General features: G+C 70.3%; 16 protein-coding genes and 2 pseudogenes. 6 read left to right on the forward strand and 12 right to left on the reverse strand.

The window, feature by feature from the left end; translation table 11 throughout:
• Positions 1-89 precede the first annotated feature (89 nt).
• A pseudogene (locus ACFXGX_RS35315) lies at positions 90-652 on the reverse strand (IS5 family transposase); the annotation flags it as partial.
• Between the two features lie 766 nt (positions 653-1,418).
• Here ACFXGX_RS35315 and ACFXGX_RS35320 point away from each other — a divergent pair.
• From ACFXGX_RS35320 to ACFXGX_RS35340, 5 genes and pseudogenes are all read left to right on the forward strand, one after another.
• The gene (locus ACFXGX_RS35320) at positions 1,419-1,715 is read left to right on the forward strand and encodes a hypothetical protein (RefSeq protein WP_384799861.1); all 297 of its coding nucleotides are present in this window, start codon (positions 1,419-1,421) and stop codon (positions 1,713-1,715) included.
• 389 nt (positions 1,716-2,104) lie between these two features.
• Positions 2,105-2,333 (forward strand): annotated as a pseudogene (locus ACFXGX_RS35325) (helix-turn-helix domain-containing protein); the annotation flags it as partial.
• 340 nt (positions 2,334-2,673) lie between these two features.
• Positions 2,674-2,820 carry a hypothetical protein gene (locus ACFXGX_RS35330; RefSeq protein ID WP_384799864.1) on the forward strand — a complete coding sequence of 49 codons (147 nt, stop codon included), beginning with the start codon at positions 2,674-2,676 and terminating at the stop codon, positions 2,818-2,820.
• 25 nt (positions 2,821-2,845) lie between these two features.
• A complete protein-coding gene (locus ACFXGX_RS35335; protein ID WP_384799867.1) occupies positions 2,846-3,262 on the forward strand; it encodes an ATP-binding protein in 417 nt (138 codons plus the stop codon).
• A complete protein-coding gene (locus ACFXGX_RS35340) occupies positions 3,153-3,524 on the forward strand; it encodes a barstar family protein (RefSeq protein ID WP_384799937.1) in 372 nt (123 codons plus the stop codon). Before ACFXGX_RS35335 ends, ACFXGX_RS35340 begins: the two co-directional genes overlap by 110 nt.
• A gap of 17 nt (positions 3,525-3,541) precedes the next feature.
• Here ACFXGX_RS35340 and ACFXGX_RS35345 read toward each other — a convergent pair whose 3' ends face one another.
• The 11 genes from ACFXGX_RS35345 to rhaI all read right to left on the reverse strand — a co-directional run bounded on the left by ACFXGX_RS35345 (position 3,542) and on the right by rhaI (position 14,810).
• Complete coding sequence (locus tag ACFXGX_RS35345; protein ID WP_384799870.1) at positions 3,542-3,952, reverse strand: hypothetical protein; 411 nt, start codon at positions 3,950-3,952, stop codon at positions 3,542-3,544.
• 89 nt (positions 3,953-4,041) lie between these two features.
• Complete coding sequence (locus tag ACFXGX_RS35350; RefSeq protein WP_384799872.1) at positions 4,042-4,269, reverse strand: hypothetical protein; 228 nt, start codon at positions 4,267-4,269, stop codon at positions 4,042-4,044.
• A gap of 114 nt (positions 4,270-4,383) precedes the next feature.
• Positions 4,384-5,049 (reverse strand): hypothetical protein, encoded by a 666-nt coding sequence (locus tag ACFXGX_RS35355; protein WP_384799875.1) that lies wholly within the window; start codon positions 5,047-5,049, stop codon positions 4,384-4,386.
• 126 nt (positions 5,050-5,175) lie between these two features.
• Positions 5,176-5,337: a helix-turn-helix domain-containing protein gene (locus ACFXGX_RS35360; protein WP_384799940.1), complete on the reverse strand. Its 162-nt coding sequence runs from the start codon at positions 5,335-5,337 to the stop codon at positions 5,176-5,178.
• Between the two features lie 429 nt (positions 5,338-5,766).
• On the reverse strand, positions 5,767-6,576 hold the full coding sequence (locus ACFXGX_RS35365) for a hypothetical protein (protein ID WP_384799878.1): 810 nt from the start codon (positions 6,574-6,576) through the stop codon (positions 5,767-5,769).
• Between the two features lie 204 nt (positions 6,577-6,780).
• Positions 6,781-7,461: a lactate utilization protein C gene (locus tag ACFXGX_RS35370; protein ID WP_384799881.1), complete on the reverse strand. Its 681-nt coding sequence runs from the start codon at positions 7,459-7,461 to the stop codon at positions 6,781-6,783.
• Positions 7,458-8,936: a LutB/LldF family L-lactate oxidation iron-sulfur protein gene (locus ACFXGX_RS35375; protein ID WP_384799883.1), complete on the reverse strand. Its 1,479-nt coding sequence runs from the start codon at positions 8,934-8,936 to the stop codon at positions 7,458-7,460. The genes ACFXGX_RS35370 and ACFXGX_RS35375 overlap by 4 nt, the downstream gene beginning before the upstream one ends.
• Entirely contained in the window at positions 8,933-9,688 is a 756-nt protein-coding gene (locus ACFXGX_RS35380) for a (Fe-S)-binding protein (RefSeq protein WP_384799886.1), read from the reverse strand. Before ACFXGX_RS35380 ends, ACFXGX_RS35375 begins: the two co-directional genes overlap by 4 nt.
• Before the next feature lie 123 nt (positions 9,689-9,811).
• Entirely contained in the window at positions 9,812-11,257 is a 1,446-nt protein-coding gene (locus ACFXGX_RS35385; protein WP_384799889.1) for a rhamnulokinase family protein, read from the reverse strand.
• The gene (locus ACFXGX_RS35390) at positions 11,254-13,293 is read right to left on the reverse strand and encodes a bifunctional aldolase/short-chain dehydrogenase (protein WP_384799892.1); all 2,040 of its coding nucleotides are present in this window, start codon (positions 13,291-13,293) and stop codon (positions 11,254-11,256) included. The genes ACFXGX_RS35385 and ACFXGX_RS35390 overlap by 4 nt, the downstream gene beginning before the upstream one ends.
• Before the next feature lie 356 nt (positions 13,294-13,649).
• Positions 13,650-14,810, reverse strand: coding sequence for an L-rhamnose isomerase (gene rhaI / locus ACFXGX_RS35395; RefSeq protein ID WP_384799895.1), 1,161 nt, complete (start codon positions 14,808-14,810; stop codon positions 13,650-13,652).
• A 270-nt stretch (positions 14,811-15,080) separates the two neighbouring features.
• Between rhaI and ACFXGX_RS35400 the strand changes: the two genes are divergently transcribed.
• Complete coding sequence (locus ACFXGX_RS35400; protein ID WP_384799898.1) at positions 15,081-16,598, forward strand: sugar ABC transporter ATP-binding protein; 1,518 nt, start codon at positions 15,081-15,083, stop codon at positions 16,596-16,598.
• The last annotated feature ends 16 nt before the right edge of the window (positions 16,599-16,614 follow it).

Raw genomic sequence — 16,614 nt, forward strand, 5'->3', positions numbered from 1 at the left:
GGTCACGCCTACGACGAAGCAGTCGCTTTCCCACAGGCCTCAGCAGACCTCAAGGCAGCGGCGGCTTGACGCTTATCGGCGTGGGATGTCTTGTCGGCCAGGACCATGTCCGGCGTGATCCGGGGGCGGCCGATCCGTCTGGGCACCCGTAAGCGGTTCATGACCTCGGTGAACGCCGGAGCGTCGCCTGCCTGGCCGGGCGTGATGACGAAGGCCAGGGGCCGGCAGCGGCTGTCCGCGGCAAGGTGGATCTTGGTGGTCAGCCCGCCGCGGGACCGTCCGAGGGCATGGTCGGGCGGCTCACCGGCCAGGGCCCCTTTTGACGGGCCCCGGCGGCGTGCTGGTGGGCGCGGACGATGGTGGAGTCGACCGCAACGACCCAGTCGAGGTCGCCTTCGGCGTCGGCCTGGGCGAGCAGGGCGGTGAAGATCTTCTCCCAGGTGCCGTCGCAGGCCCACTTCCTCAGGCGGTTGTGGGCGCCCTTCCACGACCCGAAGCGCTCGGGCAGGTCCATCCAGGGCGTGCCCGTACGGTACTTGAACGCGATCGCGTCGATCACTTGCCGGTGATCACGCCACCGTCCACCCCGCCGGGGAGCCCGGTCCGGCAGCAACGGCTCGATGCGTGCCCACTGGGCGTCAGTCAACGACACACCAGACCAACGATCCGATGATCCGAAAGAAACGGCCTAGCTGTCTTCGCTGCTGTACTAGAACGGCTCAGGTAGTCCTCTGGGCTTCGCTTGGGCGATCGTGGGAGGCATCACTCCACAGACCCAGACGTTGGAGACGGCGCTGCCTGTACCGCTCTCCCAACGACGTCAATCCGAAAATGATGCCCAGAGCTGCGCCCAGGCCTCCCGCGATCAACACCTCACTCGGCGATTGACCATGCCCGAGTGAAGCCGCAGCACAAAGGGTCGCGATCGGCACGCCGGTGCATAGGCCGATACCGAGTGGATGACGAGCAGAGAAGCGCTGGGATCGAGTTGGGGGCTGCTCTCCGCCGAGCATCCGATCCACGGACCAGAAGGCCTGCTTGAGATTTTCTGGAAAGGTCGCCACAGCCCGGAGTCTAGAGCTGGCCCGAAGGCTCAACCAAGAGGGACGCCATCCAAGAGGTGAGGACGACGCCCTCTCCCACAGGGGCTTTGAGGCGGAGCCTCATCCTTATCAGGTCGACTCCGGAGGCTCGATCGCTCTCGTTTCCCCTGGCGGTCGCAGGATGAGGGGGCGTGAGAGTCCGGCGTCGACCGTTGAAGGCCGCGCTTGTTGGTGTCAGTCGCTGATGTCAGACGGTGAGGTGGCCTGACTCCGAAGAGCGATGCAGTACGGGCCATCGACTGGGTGCGACTGAGTAGCCAGCGCACACGCACAGAGGGCGTGCCATGCTCCCTCTCCGGAACCGAAGGGTCGATCATGAGTTCGCACGTTGCCGCGTTGCTCGGCTCGATGGCACTGCTTGTTGCCTGCGGGGCAGTCGCCACCCTTGGTTGGGGCTGGCTGCCACCGTGGTTGCGCAGCCGGATCGTCCGCCCGGCTCTCTTCGGTTGGGCGCAGCTCACCATGACCACCGCACTTGTCGCTCAATTGGTTGGCGGCTTGCTGATCACGACGCCGGACGTCCGCTTCATGGTGACGATGTCCGGAGCCATTGTGATGTTGCTTGCCACAGGGTTGATTGGGCTGGCTCAGCGTCAACCCTTCAGCCGTTGATCCGCTAGCTGGTGCACCGTATCGAGCGGGCGGCGGAGTCCTGGTGGGAGGCGTCAAGCGCCTCAGGGTGCGATCACTGGCCGAACGCCCTGACCCTCTCGATGCGAACTATGGGCACGGTGGTCTCTGAGGTCTGCCGGGCACGTCAGATAGTTGCCCAGGGCCGGTGATGGTCAGAACCGGGCGCGATGGTTGCGTACTTCGCTGCTGTGCAGCCACCTGCCTTGCTGGCCGACCGCCGATTTAGGAGCGAGGTTGGGCGATCAAGTGCGGGACCTGCATATTCGTATCGTGGGTAGAGCCTGGTGCCGCATCAAGCAACGTTGGCCCCGCCGTAACGCATAGTCCGGTTGCTGTGCCCGGCGGCGACGGACGGTCAGAATGATCACGTGGCTGAGCGTGTGCGGGTCCGGGAGATCGATGAAGACGAAGGGCAGGCGGTTGCTGCGTATCGTTCGCAGGGGCACCGGTTCGGTGGTGACGTGGCGGCGGGCCCAGATGGTGCTGCTGTCCGCGCGGGGCATGCCGGTGGCGAAGATCGCCGAGGTGGCGTTCACCAGTGCGGACCGGATCCGGGATGTGATCCACAACTTCAACGCCGACGGCTTCGAGGCCGTGTCGGCGTTCACACCTGCAGTCAGGCACCAGCCCTTCCAGCATCACGTTGCCTGGGCCTGGTCGGCCAGCCACCGCTTCACTTCATGCCAGGCGGCCCGCTCTTCCGCCTCGGTGCCCCACCACCAGGTGAAAGGCGAGTCGTCGGACGTCAGCTCCTCCCGCCACCGCTCAAGGCTGCCGGCCAGGTGACGGCGGGCGGCCAGTCCCGCTTCTGCCTATCGTTCTCGACTCGGGCCCGCACTCGCTGTGTCCCGGGGCTTGGCCCCGGCGCCGAAGGCGCAGAGGGGCCAAAGCCCAAGGGCCGGCCCGCGCTCGCGCGGGCACTTGACCCCCGGCGAAGATGCGGGTCCAGCGATACACGTTTCGTGGAGGGCAGATCAGCACGCCACACAACATCGACGAGGTCGATCCCGACGGAGCACGCTTCCGCCGGACGAACCACGACGATGTGGCCTTCGTCGGCCAGGTCAGCGAATACCTCGCCTGATCCAACGGATCACGTGGAGAGCCGGATGCTCGGCCCACGGGCATGTCCGGTTCGGCGGGCGGGGACGGGAAAACCGACGCCCGGAAGGGCGCACGGCGTCCCGTCCCTGACCCAACACATCCCCTTCGAACCCGAGGCAGCGAACCTGTTCATCCAGTTCATCTCGGGCCGCTACGAACGCGCCTCGGTGATCGTGACCAGCAACAAGCCCTTCGGGAAAGCGCACATGTTCCGACGAACCCGTGCCAGGCAGCGGCTGAACAGCACGGGTTCACATGGGAGAGGTAGATCATCGAGCTGGACGTATCCTTCGTGCCGTGACGGCGATATTCGTGTTGGACGGCACCCAGGTGAGGACGCTGGAAGACTTCTGGCGACTCATCGGCGAGGCGGTCAATGGCCCTGGAGGCTACTTCGGCAAGAACCTCGACGCCTTCGCTGACTGCCTCAGCGGCGGCTTCGGGCAGCCCGACGATGATGACTACGCTGTTGAATGGCGTGACCACCAGGCGTCTCGCGAGTCTCTGGGCTATCCGGAGACGGCTCGCCAGCTGGAGATCCGCCTCTCACGGTGCCATCCCACGAACCGCCCTGCTGTCAGCGCGGATCTGGCTGCGGCGCATACAGAGCACGGGCCGACCGTCTTCGACTGGCTGATCACGATCTTCGAGGATCGTGCCCCTGGCGTCCTGCGGCTTCAGTAATCATCAATGCCTGGTCTTCACCGCTCCGGCAAACGGCCCTCATCGACGTGGTCGGCGAGATAGATCATGGTGGCTTCGGGTTCCATGCCGAACGCGGCGGCGACGAGTTTGGAGTCCATGGTGTTGACCAGGTCGAGCAGTCGAGTGCAGCGGATCATTCGGGGCGGGAAGCCGCAGGCGTCGAGGATGCGGCTGACATAAGCGGTGGAGGCGGGTCCCCGGCCGGACTTCGTCTGGCGGGTGACCATGACGCGGGGATTGTCGGGCCGCTGGGCTTCGCGGTGAGCCAGACAGCGTTCCAGCACGGCCCATGACGCCGGGTCCAGGGGAACCGGATGCGGACGGTCTCCGAGCCGGGTAGTCCGGGCGTGAGGGTCGAGGTCAGCGGTCTTCAGCATCTTGACCTCGCGGCTCGATGCGCCGTGCAACAGCGCGAGCATGCCCAGCAGGGCCTCGTGCGGGTGGACGGCCGGACCGGTGGTCCAGCGGCGGAACAGGACGCGTTGCTGGTCGAGTGTCAGCGTCGCTCCGGTGAAGCCGCTCGGTCCCGGGAGGTCAGGCCGTGGGAGGGATCGACGAGCACGATCTTCCGTGAGCGCGCGAAACGGAAGAACTGCCCGAGTACGACCAGCCGACGTTTCCGGGCTTTGGGCGAGCCGGCGAGCAAGGCTTCGACGTCGTGGACATCGGTCAGCGCCCAGTCCTGCTTGCCGCGTTCGCCGACGAGGAAGCGGGGCGAGGCCACGCATGATGGCCAGTGCCTTCTTGATGGTTCCATCGCTGCGAGGTCGTGTTCCGGCACGGCGGGCTCTCTCTCGCGAGCGCATCATGAAGTCGGTGAATGCGTCCACCGTTGGCCTCAGGGGCTCGGGGACGGCATCGATGCGGCGCTGTCGGCGGCCGGCCGCGAGCCGTTCGGCCTGATCAGTGGCCTGGCCATGCCGTGACCGGTGAAGAAGGTTTCCCGTGCGCGGGCGAGGGAGCCCATCGAGCGTCCGGAACGACGGGAGCGTTCGAGCAGAGCCTGCGGGTGGTTGGGCTGCCCGTCCAGGAGAAGTCGTCCCAGGGAGGTGATCATGGTGCAGGCGCGGCTGACGCAGTACTTGGCGGCGGGATCAGCCGCGAAGTCCCGCAGCCAGTCCGGGGGTTCACCGAGTTCGGCGATCAGGCTCTCCGCTCGGACGAAGGGCCGGTCGGGGTGACGCTGCCAGCAGGATGAACACAGTCCCAGCCCGGCATGCCGTCGGACGCGGCCGCATTCGCGGCAGGGCTGGGGCGGCTGCTTGGTCTGGCGGGGACGCGAGCAGTGCCCGCACCAGCCGGTGTCCTCGCGCAGACAGCCGGGCCGATGGCACCGAGGACAGGGCGCCTTGGCGGCGTCGCTTTCAGCCGTGCGCGAGCAGTCCCGGCACAACGTCGCAGCCTTGTCTCTGACCGGGTGACCGCAGGTGGTGCACACGCGTGAGCGGGTGATGCACCAGCCGGTGTCCTTCTGGAGTACGCGCTGCTGGCCGCAGCGGGGCAAGCGGTCCTGGCCGCCGCTTCTTTCTGCCGGGCGGTGCAGCGACAGCAGTACTGTCGGTCGATGATTCCGACCGGAGCTCCGCAGCCGACGCAGTCGCTCTGTTTGACGCCCACGATGCCACCCGGGTCAGAGCGGCGGCATCGAACGGCCGCGGGCGGAGGAAGCCTTGGGCAGGTCAGCGACTGGCCGCGGTGGGGTGGCAGGGTGCTCGACGGGGGTGGTGTCGACCTCGAACAGGTCGTCGGGAGTGCATTCCAGTGCGGTGCACAACGCGATCAGGGTGGACATCTTCACCCAGGAGGGCTCCTACGATTGCCCACATCACGGAATCCGTGCAGGTCACCTGCCCCGGGAGGCCGTGGTCGGGGCTCTGACATCCCCGTTGCGACCGCTTTGCCCTTGGCTGAGTGAAGGAGAAGGACGGGCGGGAGGGCGGCGCGGACGCGGCCGGGGAACAGGCGTGCTTGCCGGGCGGAGCCGTGGGCTCGGGCCGCCCGGTCGGGACCCTCTCCGCGGCGACGCCGGCAGGACGCTCTTCTCGCGGTGTTCAGGGGGCCGCGGGTGGCTTCGTGGACGCTTTCGGTTCCGGGTGGGAGAGATGACGCCACGGCTGCGGCGGGGCCCGGTCGCGCGGCACCGTTCGGGTGCCGCGTGTGTGACCGGGCTCGCGCGACGGGGAGGGAGGGGAGTGCGGCGCGTAGTCCTGTGTCTGTCGGGTCAGACGGTCGGGACCGCGCTCACGGAGTCGTCCTGGACGTCGCGCCGGGACAGGGCGAGGTAGGCGACGAAGCCGACGATGGCGACGGTCCAGGACGCGGTGACCGGGCCGAGGCCGAGCCCGAGTCCGCCGCGCGCGTGGCCGAGCGCCATCCAGTCGGCGACCGACGCCCCGAGCGGGCGCGTGATGACGTACGCGGTCCAGAAGGCGGCGACCGCGTTCAGGGATCCCCAGCGGTGGGCGACGGCCGGGACCGCGATGGCGCCGGCGTACAGGACGGCAGAGCCCAGGTAGCCGAGGCCGGCCGTGGCCGAGAGGTCCCCGGCCGCCGTGCCGAGCGCGAAGGTGGCGAGCACGGTCGCCCAGTAGAAGACCTCGCGGCGGCGGGTGCGGACGCTGTGGATCGAGAGGGTGCGCTCACTCGCGTACCAGACGGCGAACACGGCGCCCAGCGCGACCAGGAACAGCGGCGTGGAGATCGTGTACGGAACGCCGAGACCGACATGGAGCACATCCGCGGCCATCGTGCCGAACACGCTGACCATGACGATCGCGGTCCAGTAGATCCAGGCCACGTAGCGCCGAACGGCGAACTGGAGCGCCAGCGAGGCCGCGAGAGCCAGCCCGCCGAGCCCCACGGCGGGCACGGGCCCGAGCCGCTGGGCCAGGAAGTCGGAGGCGGTCTCACCCATTCCGGTGGTCAGCACCTTGATCACCCAGAAGTACAGCGTGACTTCCGGGACCTTGCTCGCCAGGACGGCGGCGGGCGGGACGGCTGGGGCGTGGCGGGTGAGGTGCTCGGTGCTCATGCGCGGCACCATGACACGCCCGGACCCCCGCGCCACAGAGGGCTTTGCCATGGCTTGGACACCTCTGGGGGAGGACTTGCCGGGAGCCACGACGAGCCTGAGCACAACCTGAAAGGCGCGGCGGAATGCCTGGTCAGCCCCGTGATCCCGGTGATACGAAAGGGGGTCGCGGGGGGTGGACCGCGCTGCGGCGCGGCTCGTCCGTCACGCCTCCCCCACGAGCACGACCTCCAGGGTGCGCGGCCCGTGCACCCCCTCCACCCGGTCCAGTTCGATGTCGCTGGTGGCGGACGGGCCGGAGATCCAGGTCAACGGGCGTGCCGGGTCGAGGCGTTCCATGGCCTGGGGGACCGAGGCCACCACCTGGCCGGGCACCCGGACGACGCAGATGTGGTGGTCCGGGATCAGGGTGATCCGGCGGCGGCCCTGGTCCGGGCCGCCGTCGAGGACGATCGTGCCGGTCTCCGCGACGGCGAGGGCGCAACCGGTCACCACGCTCTCCACCTCGTCGAGTTCACCCGGCGTGCTCACGGCACGGTCGTGGACCCGGGAGGGATCGGCCGCAGACAGCCACGCGGGCGGGAGCCCGGGCGGCACGAGAACGTGCCGGGATCCGCGTGCGGCGAGCAACCGCCCGACGACGTGCGGCAGTTCGTCCTCGGTGGCGCGGTGCACGATCGCCCGGTAGTCCGCCAGGTTCTCCGCGAGCAGGTCCACGGTCTCCGCGGCACTCCGCGCACCGTGTTCCCGCAGATAACTCCGGCCGATCGCCCGCTCGTACCGGGCGTCTCTCCCAGGCCCTTCGGACGCGGGGGGAGTGTCGTCCCGGGGCACGTCCGCGAGGGCCCGCCGCACCCGGCCGAGGATCAGATCCCTGCTGCTCACTTCGTCATGTCCTTTCCGCCCCGCGTACGTTGCCACCACGCGCGGAACGACTCCGGCGGAACCGTGGGCAGTTCACGGGTCGCGCTCCACGCCCTGCCGGGGCCCGGCAGGGTCCGCGGATGGAAGCGCCGGGTCCCCGACGCCAGCCGCTGTCCGGTGCGCAGGGCGCCGGGACGGCTGAACGCCCAGCGCGCCGCGCGCATCGCCGCCCGCTCGGCGGCGTGTCCCCCGGCCGGCTTCAGTACGACCGTGTTGCCGTCCCGGGTCGCCCGCCCGCCCTGAGCGATCCTCTCCCGCAGATGGACGAGGACTTCGGGGATGTCGATCGCGACCGGACAGACCTCGTAGCAGGCGCCGCACAACGAGGAGGCGTACGGCAGGGAGGCGTCGATCTCGCTGGCGGTGCCCCGGAGTTGGGGGCTGAGGATCGCGCCGATCGGGCCCGGGTAGACCGAGCCGTAGGCGTGGCCGCCCGCCCGCTCGTACACCGGGCAGACGTTGAGACACGCCGAGCAGCGGATGCAGCGCAGCGCCTGGCGTCCGACCTCGTCGGCGAGCGTGTCCGTGCGGCCGTTGTCCAGCAGGACCAGATGGAACGTCCGGGGGCCGTCCCCGTCCGTGGTGCCCGTCCACATCGAGGTGTACGGGTTCATGCGCTCGGCCGTCGAGGAGCGCGGCAGGGTCTGCAGGAACACCTCCAGGTCCCGCCAGCTCGGGACGGTCTTCTCGATGCCGACGACCGAGATCAGGGTCTCGGGGAGCGTCAGACACATCCGCCCGTTGCCCTCGGACTCGACGACCACGAGCGTGCCGGTCTCGGCGACCATGAAGTTGGCGCCGGAGATGCCGACCTTGGCGCGCAGGAACTTCTCGCGCAGATGCAGGCGTGCCGCCTCGGCCAGTTCCGCGGGCGTGTCGGTGAGCCCCTCGGGCGCGGGCCGGCCCCAGGCGCCCATCTCGCGGGCGAAGATGTCACGGATCTCGCCGCGGTTGCGGTGGATGGCCGGGACGAGGATGTGCGATGGCCGGTCCTTGCCCAACTGCACGATGAGTTCGGCGAGATCGGTCTCGTACGCTCGGATGCCCGCGGCCTCCAGCGCCTCGTTGAGCCCGATCTCCTGCGTGGCCATCGACTTGACCTTGACGACCTCGCGCTCGCCGGTCGCCTTCACCAGGTCCGTGACGATCCGGTTGGCCTCCTCGGCGTCGGCGGCCCAGTGCACGACGCCACCGGCCGCGGTCACCGACTCCTCCAACCGCACGAGATGGCCGTCGAGATGACGGAGTGTGTGGTCCTTGATCCGCTTGCCCGCCTCGCGCAGCTCGGCCCAGTCGGAGACCTCGGCGACGGCCTTGGCCCGCTTGGCGCGGATGGTGTGGGTGGCATGGCGCAGATTGCCGCGCAGGGTGGCGTTGCCGACCGCCTCGCGCGCGGCCTTCGGGAAGGCCGGCATACCGACGAACGTTCCGCTCATGCCCTCGACTCCTCGGCCGTGCTCGCCAGGATCTCCGCGATGTGCACCGGCCGCATTCCCGTGCTGAGGCGGCCCATCGTGCCGCCGATGTGCATCAGACACGAGTTGTCCGCGGCGCACAGCACCTCGGCACCCGTCGACTCGGCGTTGCGCACCTTGTCGAAGCCCATCGCCGCGGAGACGTCGGAGTTCTTGAGGGCGAAGGTGCCGCCGAAGCCGCAGCACTCCTCGGCGCCGGGCAGCTCCCGCAGTTCCAGTCCTCCGACGGCCCGGAGCAGCCGGAGCGGCCGGTCGCCGAGTCCCAGACCGCGCAGCCCGTGGCAGGTGGGGTGATACGTCACGGTGTGCGGGTAGTACGCGCCGACGTCCGTCACCCCGAGGACGTCGACCAGGAACTCGGTGAGTTCGTACGTCTTCGGCACGACCGGTGCCAGCGTCCTGGCCAGGGTGTCCCCGCGCCCTTCCGCGCGGGCCCGTTCACCCATCCGCGGATACAGCTCCCGCACCATCGCCCCGCACGATCCGGACGGCGTCACGATGGCGTCGTACTCCGCGAACACCTCGGCGAAACGCCGGGCGAGCGGCTCGGCCTCATGGCGGTAGCCGGTGTTGTAGTGGGCCTGGCCGCAACAGGTCTGCCCCATCGGGAAATCGACGTCGACCCCCAGTCGGGTCAGCAGGTTCACCACGGCGCGGCCCGTGTCCGGATACAGCGTGTCGTTGACACAGGTCAGGAACAGGGCGACACGCATCGCGGCTCCTCGGGGTCGGTCATGGACGGTTGCAGGGTACGTCGCGGGTGTGCGCCGGGAAGGCGGCGCGCGGCCGCCGTCCGGGCGGCGCGTTCCACCGAACGCCCCACGGTGTGCGGCACTTCACGGCGTGCCGAGCCGCGCCTCGGCCGCGCGCCACGCCGCCGTGTCGCCCCGCGGCTCGTAGCGCCGGAGCGGCTGGGTGCGCGCCACCAGATCGCGCATCTCGGCACGGTCGCCGACCAGCCCGTGCGCCCGCGCCTGGACGAGGACGTTGCCGAGCGCGGCCGCCTCCGCCGGGCCCGCCACGACCGGCAGCCCGCAGGCGTCGGCGGTGAGCCGGCACAGCAGTTCGTTGCGGGCGCCGCCGCCGACGATGTGCACGACGTCGACCTCATGTCCGGTCAGGGACCGCGCCTCCTCGATGGCCCGGCGGTGCGCGAGCGCGAGGGAGTCGAGGACGCAGCGGGTGATCTCGGCGCGGGACTCCGGCACCGGCTGGCCCGAGGCCCGGCAGGCGTCCGCGATCCGCGACGGCATCCGGCCCGGCGCGAGGAACGCCGTGTCGCCCGCGTCCACGACGGACCGCAGCGGCGCCACCTCGGCGGCGGCCGCGAGGAGTTCTCCCAGAGCGGGGCCGCCCCACTCCCGTACGCACTCCTGGAGCAGCCACAGGCCCATGATGTTGCGCAGATGGCGGACCGTGCCGTCCAGCCCCAGTTCATTGGTGAAGTTGGCGGCCCTGCTCGCCTCGGTGAGGACGGGTGCGTCCAGTTCCAGCCCGGCCAGGGACCAGGTGCCGGTGCAGATGTAGGCGAACCGCTCCCCGGTCGCGGGGACGGCGGCCACCGCCGAGGCCGTGTCGTGCGAGCCGACCGTCGTCACCGGCACCGGGCCCCCCATCCCGGTCTCCTCCAGAACGCGCGGCAGCAGAGTTCCGGCCGGGTCGCCGGGACGGCGCAGTGGCGGGAACAGCCGCAGATCGACGCCGAGCCGTTCCGCGAGGCCGTACGACCAGTCGCGGGTCCTCGGATCGATCAACTGGGTTGTGGAGGCGTTGGTGAGTTCGGTGCCCATCTCGCCCGTGAGCCAGTACACGAGCAGGTCCGGGACGAGCAACAGATGCCGGGCAGCGGTGAGTTGGGCGGAGGAGCGGGCCGCCGTGAGCTGGTACAGGGTGTTGAAGGGCGCGTACTGCAGCCCGGTCGCCGCGTACAGTTCGGCGGCGGGCACGCTCGCCCACACCTTCTCCGCGACACCCTCGGTGCGGGCGTCGCGGTAGTGCACCGGGTTGCCGAGCAGTGCTCCGTCGGCGTCCAGCAGACCGTAGTCCACCGCCCAGCCGTCGACGCCGACGGAGTCGACCCGCCCGGCCGCGCGCAGCCCGTCGAGGACACCCGCGTACAGCCCGAGGACGTCCCAGCGCAGCCCCTCGGGGACACGGACCGGCCGGTTCGGGAAGCGGTGCGCCTCGGTCAGGCCGAGCGTGCCCGGACCGACACGGCCGACCATGACGCGCCCGCTGGACGCGCCGAGGTCGACGGCGGCGAACCTCTTGCGGGCCGTCATCGCAGGAAGGCGGCTGCGACGCCGGCGTCTACCGGGACGTGCAGTCCCGTGGTGTGCGTCAGGTCCCCGCCCGTCAGGGCGAACACGGCGGCCGCGACATGCTCCGGGAGCACCTCCCGCTTGAGGATGGTCCGCTGGGCGTAGAACTCGCCGAGCTTCTCCTCCTCTACGCCGTACGTCGCCGCCCGCTGCGCGCCCCAGCCGCCGGCGAAGATTCCGGACCCGCGCACGACACCGTCCGGATTGACACCGTTGACCCGGATGCCGTGCGCACCCAACTCGGCTGCCAGAAGCCGTACTTGATGGGCCTGGTCGGCCTTGGTCGCGGAGTAGGCGATGTTGTTCGGGCCCGCGAAGACCGCGTTCTTGGACGCGATGTAGACGACGTCGCCGCCCAGCTTCTGCGCGATCATGACCCGGGCCGCCTCGCGCGAGACGAGGAAGGAGCCGCGCGCCATGATGTCGTGCTGGAGGTCCCAGTCCTTCGCGGTGGTCTCCAGGAGCGGCTTGGAGATGGAGATGCCCGCGTTGTTGACCACCAGGTCGACCCCGCCGAAGGCCAGCACCGCGCTCTTGAAGGCCTCGGCGATCTGCTCCTCGGAGGTGACGTCCATGGCGACGGCCACGGCCTTGTCGGGGCCCCCGAGCCCGGCGGCGACCCGCTCGGCGCTCCCGGCGTCGAGGTCGGCGACCACCACGCACGCGCCCTCGGCCACCAGCCGTTCGGCGATCGCCCGGCCGATCCCGCTGCCCGCGCCCGTCACCAGGGCGACCCGGGTGGCGAGCGGCTTGGGCTTCGGCATCCTCTGGAGCTTCGCCTCCTCCAGGGCCCAGTACTCGATGCGGAACTTCTCCGACTCCTCGATCGGCGCGTACGTCGAGACGGCCTCGGCCCCGCGCATCACGTTGATCGCGTTGACGTAGAACTCGCCGGCCACCCGGGCCGTCTGCTTGTCCTTGCCGAAGGAGAACATGCCGACTCCGGGGACCAGCACGATCGCCGGGTCCGCTCCACGCATCGCGGGGGAGTCGGGCAGCGCGTGCCGCTCGTAGTAGGCGGTGTACTCCACGCGGTACTCGGCGTGCAGCTCCGCGAGCCGCGCGACCGCCTCGTCGAGGGAGGCGGCCGGTGGAAGGTCGAGCACGAGCGGCCTGACCTTGGTGCGCAGGAAGTGGTCCGGGCACGAGGTGCCGAGAGCCGCGAGGCGCCCGTGCTCGGCGCGGGAGAGGAAGTCGAGCACCTCCTCGGAGTCGGTGAAGTGGCCGACCTGCGGGCGGTCCTGGGAGGCGATGGCCCGGATGTGGGGGGCGAGCGCGGCGGCCCGCTCGCGGCGTTCCGGCGGGGCGAGCGCCTCGTACCCCTCGACGACGGGCCCGAACGGCTCCGCCTTCCCCCGGTCGGCGAGGAAGGCCTCGGCGGTGCGGATGACGTACAGCGAGTTGCGCTCGCACTCCTCGGCGGTGGCGCCCCACGCGGTGATGCCGTGGCCGCCCAGGACGCAGCCGACGGCCTCCGGGTTGGCCTCCTTGACCGCCGCGATGTCCAGCCCGAGCTGGAATCCGGGACGCCGCCAGGGAACCCACACCACGCGTTCGCCGAAGCACTCGGCGGTCAGCTTCTCCCCGTCGGCCGCGCAGGCCAGCGCGATCCCCGAGTCGGGGTGCAGATGGTCGACGTGCGGGGCGTCGACGAGCCCGTGCATCGCGGTGTCGATGGAGGGGGCGGCGCCGCCCTTGCCGTGCAGGCAGTAGTCGAACGCGGCGACCATCTCGTCCTCGCGCTCGACGCCCGGGTACACCGCGGTCATCGCGCGCAGCCGGTCGAGCCGCAGCACCGCGAGTCCGGCCTCCGTGAGGGTGCCGAGGTCTCCGCCGGACCCCTTCACCCACATCAGTTCCACGTCACCGCCGGTCACGGGGTCGGTGTCGGTGCCCTTCGCGGAGGTGTTGCCGCCCGCGTAGTTGGTGTTGCGGGGATCGCCACCGAGCCGGCGCGACCGCGCCAGCAGAGCATCGGCTTCGGGATGGGGTGCCATGTTCCAGGTCCTTAAGAAGAGTGTGTACGTGACTGGAGACGAACCCGAGCAGGAGCGCCCGTCAGGGGCGCGGGGAACCGCGCGACCGGCCACGACGAGACGCGCGCCCCGCGGCTCACGGGGCGGGGCAGACGCGACACGGGCTCGCGTGGAAGAGAGGGAGGAGAAGTGCCCCGTCAGGGGCGCGGGGAACTGCGCGACCGGCCACGACGATTCCCGCGGCCCGCGGACCACCGAGTGGGGCAGACGCGACACGCAGGGGTGGCGGGCCGGCGGAGCCAGCGGGGCCGACCGGCCCGAGCCCCGCCCCGCCCCGCCGAGGACCCCGCCCCAGGGAAACGCCCCCCGCGCAAGGGCTAGGCCCCCCACCCGGCCTGGGTCCCCCCGACCCGCTCCGCCGCGATCCGCTCCGCGTAACCGGACCGGTGATACGCGGCCACAGGGTCGGGGTCCAGCCCCAGCTCGGTGCGGACCTCCGCGAGCAGCGGCCGTACGTCCGTGTTGTAGGCGTCCATGAGCACCGCGTTCGCCGCCAGTACATCCCCGCTCCGCTGCGCCTCGGCGAGCGCGGCGCCGTCGACGAGGAGCGCCTTGGCCGTGGCCTCCTGCACGTTCATCACGGACCGGATGATCGCCGGGATCTTCGCCTCGATGTTGTGGCACTGGTCGAGCATGAAGGCGACGTCCGGGGTGAAGCCGCCGCCGCGGATCACCTCGTACATGATCCGGAAGAGCTGGAAGGGGTCGGCCGCGCCGACCATCAGGTCGTCGTCGGCGTAGAAGCGGGAGTTGAAGTCGAAGGCGCCGAGCTTGTTCTCGCGCAGCAGCGTGGCGACGATGAACTCGATGTTGGTGCCGGGGGCGTGGTGCCCGGTGTCGACCACGACCTGCGCCTTGGGGCCGAGCTTGAGGCAGTGCGCGTACGCCGTGCCCCAGTCGGGGACGTCCGTCGCGTAGAAGGCCGGCTCGAAGAACTTGTACTCGAGGAGCATCCGCTGGTCGTCGCCGAGCCGGGCGTAGACCTGCGCCAGGGCCTCGGCCAGGCGGTCCTGGCGTGCGCGGAGGTCGTCCTGGCCCGGGTAGTTCGTCCCGTCGGCGAACCACAGCTTCAGGTCCCGCGAACCCGTCGCGTCCATGATGTCGACGCATTCGAGCAGGTGGCCGACGGCCTTGCGGCGTACCGCGGCGTCGGGGTGGCAGACGGAGCCGAGCCGGTAGTCGTCGTCCTGGAAGGTGTTGGAGTTGATCGCGCCCAGTTTCAGACCGCGCTCCTCGGCGCGCTTCGCCAGCGCCGCGTAGTCGTCGGTCCTGTCCCAGGGGATGTGCAGCGCGACGGTCGGGGCCGCGCCGGTGAACTCGTGGACCGTGGCCGCGTCGTCCAGCTTCTCCCACGGCGTCCGGGGCACACCCGGTTGCGCGAACACCTTGAATCTGGTTCCCGAGTTCCCGTACGCCCACGACGGCGTCTCGACGGCCTGGGTCTTGAGCGCGGCCTTCACCGCGGCGAACTCGGTCACTTCGGGGCTCCTACGACTTCGGATGCGACAGTTTCATGGAAAGGGCTGCTCTGAAACGATTCAGCAGCGAAGTTATGAGCCCCCCGAAGGGCTGTCAACCCCTCCGGCGCGGACCGATCACCGTGATCCTCTTGTGACACCGGACCGTCGAAGAATTTCGACACGAACCCATTGACGCGACCTGGGTGGCATGCCTAACGTCCCGGCAACCCAATTGAAACCTTTCACGACGCTGTGGGCCGCCCCGCCGGCGTCGTCGAGGAGCCCCTCATGACCCACCCGTCCGACACGGGACCGGCCCCGGTGCTGGCACTGAAGGACCTCTCGAAGTCCTTCGGCGCCGTACGCGCCCTGCGGGACGTGTCCCTGGAACTGTTCGCCGGCGAGGTGCACGCGCTCGCCGGAGAGAACGGCGCGGGCAAGTCGACCCTCATCAAGACGCTCGCCGGCGTGCACCGACCGGACGCCGGCCAGGTGCTGCTGGACGGCGAACCCACCGTCTTCCACGGCCCCGCCGACGCCCGCGACGCGGGCATCGCGGTGATCTACCAGGAGCCGACGCTCTTTCCCGACCTCTCCATCGCCGAGAACATCTTCATGGGCCGTCAGCCCCGCCGGGCGTTCGGCCGCATCGACCACAAGGCGACCCACGCGGCGACCGCCGCCCTCATGAAGCGTCTCGGCGTCGAGCTCGACCCCGAACGTCCGGCGCGCGGACTGTCCATCGCCGACCAGCAGATCGTCGAGATCGCCAAGGCCCTCTCCTTCGACGCCCGAGTCCTGATCATGGACGAGCCGACCGCCGCACTGACCGGCAGCGAGGTGGCCCGGCTGTTCGGCGTCGTCCGGGCGCTGCGCGAGCAGGGCTCCGCGGTGCTGTTCATCTCGCACCGGCTGGAGGAGATCTTCCGGATCTGCGGGCGCGTCACGACCCTGCGCGACGGGGCCCTGATCTCCAGCGAGCCGCTGGAGGGCATGACGGAGGACGACCTCGTACGCCGGATGGTCGGCCGCGATCTCGACGAGCTCTACCCCAAACAGGACGTCGAGGCGGGCGAAGTCGCCCTCAGTGTGCGGCGGCTGACCCGGGAAGGCGTCTTCACCGATGTCTCCTTCGACGTGCGGCGCGGCGAGATCGTCGGACTCGCCGGGCTCGTCGGCGCCGGCCGCACGGAGGTCGCGCGGTCGGTGTTCGGCGTGGACCGCTGGGACGCCGGAGAGGTGGAGGTCGACGGCCGCGCGCTGACCAACGGCGCCCCCTCCGTCGCCATGGCGGCCGGACTCGCCCTCGTCCCCGAGGACCGGCGCGCCCAGGGCCTGGTGATGGACATGTCCATCGAGCGCAACATCGGCCTGACCGGGCTGCGTACGACGGTCAGGGCGGGCCTCATGGACCGCGGGGCCGAGCGCAGCCGGTCCCTCGACTGGGCGGTCAGGCTCCAGGTGAAGTTCGCCCGGATCGCGGACACCGTCGCCACGCTCTCCGGCGGCAACCAGCAGAAGGTCGTCCTCGCCAAATGGCTGGCCACCGGCCCCAGGGTGCTGATCGTCGACGAGCCGACCCGCGGCATCGACGTCGGCACCAAGGCCGAAGTGCACCGACTGCTCAGCGAGTTGGCCGCCGACGGGGTGGCCGTCCTGATGATCTCCTCCGATCTGCCCGAGATCCTCGGCATGGCCGACCGCGTGCTCGTGATGCACGAGGGCCGGCTCACCGCCGAGATCCCACGCTCCGAAGCCACCGAGGAATCCGTGATGGCCGCCGCCACCGGGAGGGCCGCCGCATGACAGCCGTCGAGAGGGC

This window comes from Streptomyces sp. NPDC059371, from assembly GCF_042751995.1.
GTDB lineage: Bacteria > Actinomycetota > Actinomycetes > Streptomycetales > Streptomycetaceae > Streptomyces.